Below are 11,838 nucleotides of genomic sequence, written 5' to 3' on the forward strand. Positions count from 1 at the left end.
CGGTCAGGCCAGGCGGGTGATCTCGACGACGACGTCGAGGTCGGTCGAGCCCTCGCCGGAATAGATGCCCTTTAGCGGGGTGACATCGGAGTAGTCCCGGCCGACGCCGACGCTGACGTACTGCTCGTTGATCGCGGCGTCGTTGGTGGGGTCGTAGTTCCACCAGCCACCGGTCCACGCCTGCACCCAGGCGTGACTCTGCCCGTCAATGGTGTCCCCGATCACCGCTTTGCGCTTGGGATGCAGATAGCCCGATACGTAGCGGGCGGGAATGGCCATGGAACGCAACAGGATCAGCGTCAGGTGGGCGAAGTCCTGGCATACCCCCTTGCCTTCGCGTAACGCGTCGAGGCCTGAGGAGTGCACCCCGGTGGTGCCTGCGACGTAAGCCAACTCGCTGCGCACCCAGGACGCGGCGGCGGTGACGGCCTCCAGCGGCGTGTGGTCCTTGACGATGCGTTGACCGACCCGCCGTATCCGCTTGCTCGCCGGCGTGTAGTGGGTGGGCGCGAGCACCTCGTCGAATCTGTCGACGACCGCCTCGGATTGCAAGTCCTCCCACGTCACGTCATGTTCGGGCATCTGGTCGGCATCGGTCTCCACAACCGATGACGAGGTGACCTCCAGTTCGGTGTGCGGTGCGTGCAGGTCGAAGGCCGTCACCGCGGTGCCCCAGTAGTCGACGTACCGGTAATTGCGGGTGGCCGGGACGGTTTCGACACGGTTGAGGATGACGTTCTGGCGCGAGTCCGAGCGCGGCGTCAAGCGCGCCTCGTTGAAGGAAGCCGTCACCGGCGATTTGTATGCGTAGCCGGTCGAGTGCACCACCCGCATCCGCCACATTGCTGTCTCCTCTTCACCGTCTGCTCTTCGCCCGAGGACTGATCGCTGCGCCAGCGGCTCATCGTCAGAGTTCACCTTCTTCGATGACGAGTGCGCCGTTGTGACCTGCGTCGTGCCACGCCACCCAGGGCGCGGAGTGGAAGTACTGCAGCGCCAACGCTTCACCGACATCGAAACACGTCTTCTGCAGGTCGGCCAGCCGCTGTTCGAGCGACTCCAGAAGCACGCCGGGACGCATGAACTCTAGTTCGCTACGCGCCCTGCCGAGGAGCCTCTGCGCCTCGGCGGTGGCACCCAGGCGGCTGTGCGGACGGTTCATCAACTCGTCGAGGCTGTGTTCGGCAAGCCGCAACGAATAGAAGATGGAACGTGGGAAAAGCCGGTCCAGCAACATGAATTCGACGACGCGACCTGCGTCGAGCACACCACGGTAGGTGCGCAGGTAGGTGTCGTGTGCCCCTGCCGAACGCAGCAGCGTCACCCACGCCGGTGATGATGCGCTGTCCCCGACCCGCGAAAGCAGCAGCCGCACGGTCATGTCCACACGTTCGATGGCGCGACCGAGCACCATGAAGCGGTAGCCGTCGTCGCGGGACAACGTCGAGTCGGCCAATCCGGCGAACATCGCGGCGCGCCCTTCGACAAAAGAGAGAAACTCGTGCGGGCCAAGGCGTTTGGCGGCTCGCTCCCGCTCGGCCAGCGCGTTGTAGGTGGTGTTGAGGCACTCCCAGATCTCGGTGGACGTGACTTCTCGTGCGCCGCGGGCATTCTCGCGGGCCGCCGAAACGGCGTCGACGATCGATCCCTGCGTGCCGCGACTGAAGGCGACGATGTCGGTCAGCGACCACACGTCCAGCGGCGCGTCGGGAGCCTGCATCCCCAGCACCCGCAGCAGGGTCCGCGAGGCCTGGTCGGGGTCGACGCTGGAGTCTTCGAGCAGTTGATGGACGGTCACATCGAGAATGCGGGCGGTGTCGTCGGCGCGCTCGACGTATCGTCCGATCCAGTACAAGGATTCGGCGTTGCGGGCCAACATCAGCGCACCACCCCCTACTGCTGCTGTTGCTGTTGATCTTGGTTCTGCCCGTCGCCGCTCTCGACCTTCGGCCCGCGCGCCGACTTGGGCAGTTTGCGCACCACTTGCGCGGCACCGAGTTCGCGGTCGGCCACCGAGGTGCGCGACGCGAGCACCCAGGTGTCCTTCGACCCGCCGCCCTGGCTGGAGTTGACCACCAGCGAACCCTCAGGGAGGGCGACCCGCGTCAGCCCGCCGGGCAGCACCCACACGTCGTCGCCGTCGTTGACCGCGAACGGGCGCAGGTCGACGTGCCGTGGGGCCAGCTGGTCGCCGATTTGGGTGGGCACGGTCGAGAGCTGCATGACGGGCTGGGCGATCCAGCCGCGCGGGTCGTTGCGGATCTTCTTGGCGACCGCGGCGAGCTCTTTTTCCGATGCGTCCGGACCGAACACGATGCCGTAGCCGCCCGAGCCCTCGACCGGTTTGATGACGAGCTCGTCGATGCGGTCGAGCACTTCCTCGCGTTCCTCGTCGAGCCAACATCGGAAGGTGTCGACATTGGCCAGCAGCGGTTTCTCGCCGAGGTAGTACTCGATGATTGTCGGCACGTACGTGTACACGAGTTTGTCGTCGCCGATGCCGTTGCCGACCGCGCTGGAGATCACCACGTTGCCCGCCCGGGCGGCGTTGAGCAGGCCGGCGACACCGAGCACCGAGTCGGGCCGGAACTGCATCGGGTCGAGAAACGCGTCGTCGATGCGGCGGTAGATGACGTCGACCTGCCGCTCCCCCTCGGTGGTGCGCATGTACACGGCGTTGTCGCGGCAGAACAGGTCGCGACCCTCGACGAGCTCGACACCCATCTGGCGGGCCAGCAGCGAGTGCTCGAAGTACGCCGAGTTGTAGACGCCGGGTGTGAGCACGACGACGGTGGGATCGGCGACGTTGTTGGCCGCCGCACTGCGCAGCGCCCGCAACAGATGCGACGAGTAGTCACCGACAGCGCGCACGCGGTGGGTGGCGAACAGGTTCGGGAAGACCCGCGCCATGGTGCGCCGGTTCTCCATCACATATGAGACCCCCGACGGTGAGCGCAGATTGTCCTCCAGCACCCGGAAGTCGCCCTTGGCGTCGCGGATGAGGTCGATGCCCGCGACGTGGATCCGCACCCCGTTGGGCGGGACGATGCCCGCGGCCTCGCGGTGGAAATGCTCGCAGGAGGTGATCAGCCGGCGGGGGATGACGCCGTCGCGAAGGATTTCCTGCTCGCCGTAGATGTCGTCGAGGTAGAGCTCGAGCGCCTTGACACGCTGGATGATGCCGCGTTCCAAACGCGTCCACTCCGCCGCGGAGATGACCCGCGGCACCAGGTCGAGCGGGAACGGACGTTCCTGCCCGGACAGCGAGAACGTGATGCCTTGGTCGACGAAGGCGCGACCCAGCGCCTCGGCACGAGCTTCGAGCTCGGAGGCATCCGACGGGCCGAGCTCGGCGTAGATGCCCTTGTAGGGGCCCCGCACGTTGCCCTGGGAGTCGAACATCTCGTCGAAGGCCTTGGCGTAGCTTCCAAGATCGCGATAGCCGGCGAAGACGCCTTGATATCGCCTTTCCTGCCGATGGGGGCTCCGCGACGCTCGTGCGGACTCGGTCGGAAGCGTACTCAGGCTCACTCCTGCCATGCTGCAACACTTCGGCCGTTTCGGCAGGCCAGCGGACTCACTTTGGGCATTTACCCGCTCCGCTGGTAGCCTGAACCCTCGCTGCCCGCGTGCCGGGCGCCTACCAGACTTTGGAAAACCCCTACAGGATTTACGAAGGACTACACGCGTGGCCAACATCAAGTCGCAGGAGAAGCGCAACCGGACCAACGAGCGCCGCAGGCTGCGTAACAAGTCGGTCAAGTCGTCGCTTCACACGGCGGTGCGCGGCTTCCGGGCGGCGGTCGAGGCCGGCGACAAGGAGAAGGCCCAGGAGCTGTTGGCGTCGACCAGCCGTCAGCTGGACAAGGCCGCCAGCAAGGGCGTCATCCACAAGAACCAGGCCGCCAACCGCAAGTCGGCGTTGGCTTCCGCGTTCAACAAGCTCTGAGGTTCAACAGGCCCTGAGGTTCAACAGGCTCTGAGATCCGTTCAGCAGGTTCTGAGCCGTTTCGTCCGCTCAATCTGCGATGAGCTCGGCGACGCGCCGCACCGTCGCCTCCAGCGCGTAGTCCGCATCCGCGGCGGCCCCTTTGACATCCGCGTTCAGCGCGGCCACCAACCGCATCGCCTCGGCGACGGTGGTGTTCGACCATCGCCTCGCCTGCTTCTGCGCCTTCTGCACCCGCCACGGCGGCATGCCCAGCTCTGACGCCAGCCGGTAGGGGTCGCCCGACAACGGCCGCACCCGCGCGATGGTGTGCACCGCCTCGGCCAGGGCGTCGGCCAGCACGACATGCGGTTCGCCGCGCATCATCGCCCATCGCAGGGCCTCGGCCGCCCCTGCCACGTCGCCGACGACCGCCTTGTCGGCGACGTCGAACCCCTTCACCTCGGCCTTGCCCGAGTGGTAGCGGCGCACCGCCGCGGCGTCGACGGCCCCGCCGGTGTCGGTGACCAACTGCGAACAGGCCGCAGCCAACTCGCGGATGTCGGAACCGATCGCGTCCAGCACCGCGGTGACGGTGTCCTCGCCGACCTTGACCTTCAACGCGCGGAACTCGCGCCGCACGAAGTCGGCGCGTTCGGCGGCCTTGGTGATACGCGCGCACGGGTGCACCTGCGCGCCGAGTTTCTGGAGCTGATCGGCCAGCGCCTTGGCGCGCCCGCCACCGGAGTGCACGACGACGAGCATGGTGCCCGGCGGCAGGTCGGCCGCGGATTCGGCGATGAGCGCGGCGGCGTCCTTGCCCGCCTCGGCCGCCGACTCCAAGACCACCACCCGTTCATCGGCGAACAGCGACGGGCTCAGCAATTCGGCCAGTTCGCTGGTGCTGACCTCACCGGCGCGCAGGCGGTCGACCGGGATGTCGTGGATACCGGCCAATTTGCGCGCCTCCCGAAGGACCGCCGCCACCGCCCGTTCGACCAGCAGCTCCTCGTCCCCGAGCACCAGGTGCAACCGCGACGCTTCGCTCACTCGACGATCGTGTCACGGCCACCTGACAACCCCGACACCGTCCACGCCAGCAGGCAGACCGCGCCGGCGCCCGCCGCGATCCGCACCCATCGGAACCGCCACGCGAGCACCACCGCGGTTCCCGCTGCCGCGGTCAGCATCACCCCGGAAAGACCGGACGGCACCGACACCGAGGACCCCGGAACGCCCGCCGCCCAGCGGGCCACATGCAGCAGCCACCACACTTCCGGCCCGGTGAAGCGGATCAGCAGGTCGGCGCCGGCGGGCCAGATCTTGCCCAGCGCGGCCGCGGCGGTGCCGAAGACCGTGATCGGCGGAATCACCGGGGCCACCGCGACGTTGGCCGCGACCGATACGACGCTGAACGTGCCCGCCATCCCGGCGACCAGCGGTGCGGTGACCAGTTGTGCGGCGGCGGCCACGCTGATCGCGTCGGCGGCCGGCTTGGGCCAGCCACGACCGACAAGGCGCCGCGACCACACCGGCGCGACAACGATCAGAGCCGCGGTGGCCGACACCGACAGCGCGAACCCGACGTCGACGGCCAACTCCGGTGATCCGATCATCAACGCCAGCACGCTGGCCGACAACGCGGGAATGGCCTGTCGGCGGCGGTGCGACAACACCGCCAACAACGTGATCGCACCCATCACCGCGGCGCGCAGCACACTCGCCGTCGGCTGCACGACCACCACGAACGCGAGCAGCGCGATCGCCGCCAGGGCGACGGCGGCCCGTGGCCCAATCAGTCCCGCGGTCAGCAGCACCGCCCCGCACACGATCGTCACGTTCGCCCCGGAAACCGCGGTCAGATGTGTCAATCCCGCCGCGCGGAACTCGGCCGTCGTCTGGCGCGGTACGCCCGCGGTGTCGCCGAGCACGAGCGCAGGCAGCATCGCGGCCTGATCGGCGGGCAGTGACCGTCGCGCCGCCTCGGCGAACCCGCCGCGGACCTCGGAGGCGGCGCGTTGGACGGCGGACGCCTCGCCGTAGGTGGGATCGCCGATGGCCGACAGCACCGCGACGCTCAGATCGCGCCGCGTCGGTTGTCCGACGCGCACTCGAAACGCCACGGGGGTCCCTGCGGTCAGGTCTCCGATGCGGCTGCTCGACGCGAAAACCACGACGCGCCCGGGCATTTCGCGTCCATCCAACGCCATCAGCGAACCGCGGAACATCGTCCGGTTGCCACCGAGCGCACGCGGGTTCTCCGTCGGGGTGACCACGACGGTGGCGGCCGCGCCGTAGCGCTGGGTGACCGGATGATGGCGCACCTCGTCGACCCGCAAACCGATCGCGATCGCAAAGCCCGCCGCCACCAAACCGACCGCCACGACGGTCGCGCCGACACCTTTCCCGCCGGTCGCCGCCCGCCGGCCACTACCCCACCACCCCAGCGCCGCGGTCGCCACCGCCGCCCCCACGGCGGCGGCGACTGACCCGCCGACCGGCCACAGGATCCCGGCGGCCGTCACCGCCCAACTGGTCAGCGCCGCCGGGACGAGGCGCAGATCGAGTGGGGCCGCGTCGGCGTCCGCCACCGGCGTCACACATGGACGAGGTCGCGCAGCTTGTTCAGCCGCGCCGGTCCGATGCCGTCGACGTCGCCGAGCTGGTCGACGCTGGTGAACGGGCCGTTGGCGTCGCGCCAGGACACGATCGCAGCGGCGGTCACCGGCCCGATTCCGGGGAGCGTGTCCAGTTCCTCGACGGTCGCGGTGTTCAGGTTCACCTTGCCGCCGGCCGGTGTGCTGCCATCGCCCGACGATGGCGTGTCCGTCGAAGCGGGTGCCGCGACACCCGTGCTGACCGAGCTCCCCATGGCTGCCGGTTCACCCGTCGCCGGAGCGATCCCCACGACGATCTGCTCACCATCGGCGATTCGTCTCGCCATGTTCAGCCCCACCAGGTCAGCACCGTCCAGGGGCCCACCCGCCGCGGTGAGCGCGTCGGCGATCCGAGCGCCCTCCGCCAGGGTGACCAGCCCCGGCTTGTGCACCAGGCCCACGACGCTGACGACGACGGGTCCTGCCGACTCCTGCGACGCGGCGCCCGGCGTCGGGCTCGCCGACGAAACCATCTGCACAGGTGGCAATTTGGCCGCTGCGACCGCGGGAGTGTCGTCGCGCAACAGAACGAACACCGTCACCAGAACGGCGACGAGACCGACACCGCCGAGCGCAACGACACCGGCTCGGCCTGGATCTGCGCGCACCGCGGCGATCCAACCGGCCGCGCCGCTGCCGGCGGATTCCGGCAACCAGCGCGTCAATGACGTGTCGGATCGCCGTTCCTCATCGGCGGGCTCGGGCTCCGCTTCGGCACCCAGCCTGCGCTGCACGCGCTCGGCAGGCAATTCGGTTCGCATGCCTGTGAAGTTAGGCGCGGCCACCGACCGCCGGGCCCGCCAGCGGTGGCCGGCGACGCGCCCTGTGGATGAAATGAGCGTTGGGGACAGGGCCGATGTCTACAGTGTTGCTGTGGATCGTCGAGTGCCGATGGTCGCCGCCATCGCGTTCGCGGTGCTGTACGCGGTTGCGCTGCTGATGGTTCCGGCGCTGCCCGGGATCGACCGCCCCGGCCTCGACATCGTCACCCACCTCAATGAACACTCCGGCGCAATACGGACCCAGGCGCTGTTACAGGCGTTCGGCTCACTGGCTCTGGTCGTGGTGCTCGGCCATGCCCGCGACCGGCTCGCGGGTCCGTACGCCTTTGTCTTCACCATCGGGTCGGCCGTCGTCCTCGTCCAGATCAGCATCGCGACCTGGTTCACGGCTGGATTGTCGTTGCATCCTGCCGATCTCGGCTCCGGAACGGCGCGGGCGCTCGCCGACGTGGTGGCCATGTGGGGTCCCATCCTGACCGTGGCCGACATCATGGTCGCCGCTCCGATTCTGTTGGCCGCCAACGAGGGCCGATTCCCTCGCTGGCTCGGCATGGTCGCCGCGGTCTTCGCCGTCGAGCAGTTGATCGAGACCATCACGATCATCGGGCCGTCGGGTAGCTTCATCTCGCCGGGCGGTGCGATGAACCTGTACCTCGGGGGTCCGTTGTTCATCCTGTTCTTCCTCGCACTCGGGGTGGCGCTGTCGCTGCCCGACGCATCCGAAACACCGGCGCTGCCGGCTGGCGCCCATACCGTCGCCGACGAGTCCGGCAATACCGACGTCGCCGACAAGTCCGGCTCGGAAGACGGCGCCGAACGCGATCCGCAATAGCACAGCCGCGCTGCACGGACGCACTAACATTTCCCCGGTGGCGACGTTGCAGCGGTTCACCGACCGTCGGGTTTTGATCACCGGAGCGGGATCGGGCATCGGCCAGGCGACGGTCCTACGGATCCTCGACGAGGGTGGCACCGTGGTCGCCGCCGACGTCAGCGAGGCCGGGTTGTCCGATACCGAGGCCAAAGCCGGTGAGAACGCCGCCGGGCTCACCACCGTGGTGATGGACGTCGGCAGCGAGAATTCGGTGATCACCGGGGTCGCACGCGCCGTCGCCGCGATGCGCGGGCTGGACGCGCTCGTCAATGCCGCGGGCATCCTGCGGTCGTCACACTTCACCGACACCACCCTCGCCGACTTCGAACAGGTCCTGCGCGTCAACCTCATCGGGACGTTTCTGGTCACCCGCGAAGCCCTGCCCGCGCTGCGCGGCGGCACTGCACCGGCGGTGGTCAACTTCAGCTCGACATCGGCGAACTTCGCGCATCCCTACATGTCGGCTTACGCGGCGTCCAAGGGTGGCATCCAGGCCATGACGCACACCTTGGCACTGGAGTTCAGCAAGCAAGGCATCCGGTTCAACTGCGTCCAACCGGGGTCGATCTCGTCGGGGATGACAGACGGCACAGGGCGATCGGGCCAGAGCGTGGGACCGGGCCTGCCGGAGGACGCCGATTACACGCTGTTCAGCAAGATCATGCCGACACAGCCCGTCGACGGTGACGGAATGTTCGCCAAACCCGACGCCGTCGCCGCCGTCGTCGCCATGCTCGCCGCGCCGGAGGCCTACTTCGTCACCGGCACCGAGGTCCGCATCGACGGCGGAACCCACATGTGATCGATTGGCACCGAGGAGTTTTCGTGACGACACCCGCCCGGCCGCTACGCGTCATCCAGTGGACCACCGGCAACATCGGCCGCCGGTCGCTGCACGCCATCATCGGGCGCGGCGATATGGAGCTCGTCGGCGTCTACGCTCACGGCGCGGACAAGGTCGGCGTGGACGCAGCAGAACTGGCCGGCTGGCCGGAACCCACTGGGGTGAAGGCCACCAACGACATCGACGCGCTGCTGGCCCAACGGCCCGACGCCTGCTGCTACAACCCGCTGTGGCCCGACGTCGACGAGCTGACCCGGCTCCTCGAGGCGGGCGTCAACGTCTGCTCGAGCGCGGCGTGGATCACCGGGGGCAAACAGTCGCCCGGCGACCTCGACCGGATCCGAAAGGCCTGCGAAAAGGGCGATTCCACGATCTTCGGCAGCGGAGCGCATCCCGGTATGAGCAACATGGTGGGAATGGTGCTCTCCGGTGCCTGTGAACGGGTCGACGAGATCCGCATCACCGAGTCGGTGGATTGTTCGACCTATGAATCGGCGGGAACACAGACCGCGATGGGCTTTTCGCAAGACCCGGACACCCCCGGGCTGGCGGCGAGTGTGCGGCGGGAGAGCGAGGTGTTCGCCGAGTCGGCGGCCATGATGGCCGACGCGATCGGCGCCAAGCTCGACCGGATGACTTTCGACGTCACGTTCACCGCGGCCACCGGCGATTCCGATCTCGGGTTCATGCGGATTCCGGAGGGCACAGTCGCCGGTGTCTACGGCTATCACCGCGGCTGGGTTGGCGAGAAGAACGTCGTCAGCGTCGGATTCAACTGGATCATGGGTGAGCACGTCACCCCGCCGAAGCCGCTCGAACACGGCCATGTCATCCAGGTGTTCGGGTTACCGAACATGCGCACGGTGCTGCATTGCCTACCGCCGAAGGACTGGACCGAACCGGGCTTCATGGGCCTTGGCATGATCTACACCGCGCTGCCGGTGACCAACGCCGTACCCGCGGTGGTCGCTGCGCCGCCGGGCATCGTGACGCTCAAGGACCTGCCCCCGGTCACCGGACGCGTCGCGGTGTGATCGGCCGCCGAGCACACAGCGGGGTACGGTCTTTCCGCAATTTTCGTACCACGTTGAGCGCTCAGCGAAATCGTGGCGCGTCACCGAAGTCGTTGTGCGAGGGTGGCTTTCCCCGGTCCGTCCAAATCGTCCAGCGCAGCCGGCCGTCCCGTCATCGCCAACATCAGCGCCTCCCCCGGCCCGGTCACCTCGGCGCCCTGCCCGTGACTCCAGTCGACGTCCGTCGCGCACAAGCGCAGCCCGCGGATCCGCCGCCCTGCCCCCAGTCGCGGATTGCCCGGGATCAGCGGCAGGATGCGCGCGAGGCGATCTGCGGGGATGGTGCGCGGGCGGTCGAGCGCACGACGGATGTCCTGGTGGTGGACCGTACCGTCGACGAAACCGATCATGCCGCCCAGGCGTGCCGTGAGGCCACTCGGATACAGATGACGGTTCAGATACGCGAGCAACTCATCGGGTGACAGACCCGCGAATTCGTCGACACCGACCTGATTCGCGTTCACCACCATGCCCTTGGCGAACCGCGTGAGCAGACCTGCGGGACCGAGCTCCTCGTAGCTGACCACATGTGCCACAATGTCTTTGACCGTCCACTTGGTACACAGGCTTGGGCGATACCACTCGTCGGGTGTCAACTCGCCCAGGAACTCCGCGAGGTCGGCCCGCTCGGCGCGCGTCAGGTCCTTGAGGTCGGCGCCGCCCGCCGTCACTGCGCCTCCCGCTCGAGCAGCTCACCGTACCGGCGCAGATACAGCGGCCAACCGGCATCACCGCCGACACCTGAAGCAACGGAATCCCACCCGTCGCCGTGACGTTCGATGTGGCGATGCTCGAGGCTGACGCGCGTGCGGCCGTCCGCTTCGGCGGTGAACACCACCTCCACCTCGCTGCACCGCGCCGGATCGGCTTCGAGCTGCCATGTCGTGCCGATGTCCCACGAGAAGACGATGCGATGCGGAGGGTCGACGACGAGCACCCGCGCCCACGCGCACACGCTGCCGTCGACACCGCGGTCATAGATCCGCCCGCCGACTCGGGGTTCCAGCACCGTCTCCGCGATCGGCACGCTCAGCAGGTTGTGTTCGCGGGGCTTGAAATCGCCGAATCTCTCAGTGAACACCCGAAACGCCCGCTCCAGCGGCGCGTTGACGGTGATGTCGTGGCGGATGACCGCGGATTGGGCTGAGGTCATGGGGTGTCTCCTTCGCTCTCGACTATCTCTTTGAATCCGGCCAGCGCCTGCATCCAGAAGCGGTCGAGTTCGGCCCGCATGGCGGCCAGGCCCGCCGGGTCCAGTTGATAGACGCGGCGGGTGCCGTCGGCGCGGTCGCACACCAACCCGGCGAGCTTGAGCACCTTGAGGTGTTGTGAAACCGCCGGCCGGCTGACCGGAAGTTCGCGGGCCAACTCCCCTACCGCCATCGGCCGGTGCGCGAGACGTCCGACGATGGACCGCCGGGTGCGGTCAGCCATCGCCACCCACGCATCGCCCTCTTGGTAAGCCAGCACGAACGGTAAGTTATCACTTACCAATGGACGCCGCAATCATTCCGGAGGCACGGAGGGGGTTAGGGCGTGTCTGACAAAGGTTTCGGGTGTTGTGCCTGAGGCTTGAGGGATGTCGCGATTTGAGTTGTTGTCTGATGCCCAGTGGGCATTGATCGAGGATCTGTTGCCGGTGCGGACAGGCAAGCGGGGCAGGCCTTTCCAGAATGCCCG

The 11,838-nt window shown here is 67.9% G+C and carries 13 protein-coding genes; 4 read left to right on the forward strand and 9 right to left on the reverse strand.

Annotation, left to right across the window (positions count from 1 at the left end; translation table 11 throughout):
- Window positions 1–3: 3 nt before the first annotated feature.
- From AU193_RS01790 to AU193_RS01800, 3 genes are all read right to left on the reverse strand, one after another.
- Window positions 4–843, reverse strand: coding sequence for a transglutaminase family protein (locus AU193_RS01790; protein WP_064420604.1), 840 nt, complete (start codon window positions 841–843; stop codon window positions 4–6).
- Window positions 844–907: 64 nt separating this feature from the next.
- Window positions 908–1,879 (reverse strand): alpha-E domain-containing protein, encoded by a 972-nt coding sequence (locus AU193_RS01795; RefSeq protein WP_064420605.1) that lies wholly within the window; start codon window positions 1,877–1,879, stop codon window positions 908–910.
- A 14-nt stretch (window positions 1,880–1,893) separates the two neighbouring features.
- Window positions 1,894–3,540 carry a circularly permuted type 2 ATP-grasp protein gene (locus tag AU193_RS01800; RefSeq protein WP_082682784.1) on the reverse strand — a complete coding sequence of 549 codons (1,647 nt, stop codon included), beginning with the start codon at window positions 3,538–3,540 and terminating at the stop codon, window positions 1,894–1,896.
- A gap of 148 nt (window positions 3,541–3,688) precedes the next feature.
- Between AU193_RS01800 and rpsT the strand changes: the two genes are divergently transcribed.
- Complete coding sequence (gene rpsT / locus AU193_RS01805) at window positions 3,689–3,949, forward strand: 30S ribosomal protein S20 (protein WP_064420607.1); 261 nt, start codon at window positions 3,689–3,691, stop codon at window positions 3,947–3,949.
- Between the two features lie 69 nt (window positions 3,950–4,018).
- On the opposite strand, the gene holA is transcribed toward rpsT, so the two are convergent.
- The 3 genes from holA to AU193_RS01820 are packed head-to-tail and all read right to left on the reverse strand — an operon-like array spanning window position 4,019 to window position 7,346.
- A complete protein-coding gene (gene holA / locus AU193_RS01810) occupies window positions 4,019–4,978 on the reverse strand; it encodes a DNA polymerase III subunit delta (protein ID WP_064420608.1) in 960 nt (319 codons plus the stop codon).
- Entirely contained in the window at window positions 4,975–6,519 is a 1,545-nt protein-coding gene (locus AU193_RS01815; RefSeq protein WP_064420657.1) for a ComEC/Rec2 family competence protein, read from the reverse strand. Before AU193_RS01815 ends, holA begins: the two co-directional genes overlap by 4 nt.
- 5 nt (window positions 6,520–6,524) lie before the next feature.
- Window positions 6,525–7,346, reverse strand: coding sequence for a ComEA family DNA-binding protein (locus AU193_RS01820; RefSeq protein ID WP_064420609.1), 822 nt, complete (start codon window positions 7,344–7,346; stop codon window positions 6,525–6,527).
- Between the two features lie 112 nt (window positions 7,347–7,458).
- Between AU193_RS01820 and AU193_RS01825 the strand changes: the two genes are divergently transcribed.
- The 3 genes from AU193_RS01825 to AU193_RS01835 are packed head-to-tail and all read left to right on the forward strand — an operon-like array spanning window position 7,459 to window position 10,119.
- The gene (locus AU193_RS01825) at window positions 7,459–8,199 is read left to right on the forward strand and encodes a hypothetical protein (protein ID WP_253867533.1); all 741 of its coding nucleotides are present in this window, start codon (window positions 7,459–7,461) and stop codon (window positions 8,197–8,199) included.
- A gap of 37 nt (window positions 8,200–8,236) precedes the next feature.
- Entirely contained in the window at window positions 8,237–9,043 is an 807-nt protein-coding gene (locus tag AU193_RS01830) for an SDR family NAD(P)-dependent oxidoreductase (RefSeq protein ID WP_172798173.1), read from the forward strand.
- Window positions 9,044–9,066: 23 nt separating this feature from the next.
- On the forward strand, window positions 9,067–10,119 hold the full coding sequence (locus AU193_RS01835) for a hypothetical protein (RefSeq protein WP_064420659.1): 1,053 nt from the start codon (window positions 9,067–9,069) through the stop codon (window positions 10,117–10,119).
- An 80-nt stretch (window positions 10,120–10,199) separates the two neighbouring features.
- Here AU193_RS01835 and AU193_RS01840 read toward each other — a convergent pair whose 3' ends face one another.
- The 3 genes from AU193_RS01840 to AU193_RS01850 are packed head-to-tail and all read right to left on the reverse strand — an operon-like array spanning window position 10,200 to window position 11,592.
- Entirely contained in the window at window positions 10,200–10,829 is a 630-nt protein-coding gene (locus AU193_RS01840; RefSeq protein WP_064420610.1) for a maleylpyruvate isomerase family mycothiol-dependent enzyme, read from the reverse strand.
- Window positions 10,826–11,311: an SRPBCC family protein gene (locus tag AU193_RS01845; protein WP_064420611.1), complete on the reverse strand. Its 486-nt coding sequence runs from the start codon at window positions 11,309–11,311 to the stop codon at window positions 10,826–10,828. The genes AU193_RS01840 and AU193_RS01845 overlap by 4 nt, the downstream gene beginning before the upstream one ends.
- Window positions 11,308–11,592, reverse strand: coding sequence for a helix-turn-helix transcriptional regulator (locus AU193_RS01850; protein WP_064420660.1), 285 nt, complete (start codon window positions 11,590–11,592; stop codon window positions 11,308–11,310). The genes AU193_RS01845 and AU193_RS01850 overlap by 4 nt, the downstream gene beginning before the upstream one ends.
- Window positions 11,593–11,838 lie beyond the last annotated feature (246 nt).

The organism is Mycobacterium sp. GA-1285 (assembly GCF_001499905.1).
GTDB lineage: Bacteria > Actinomycetota > Actinomycetes > Mycobacteriales > Mycobacteriaceae > Mycobacterium.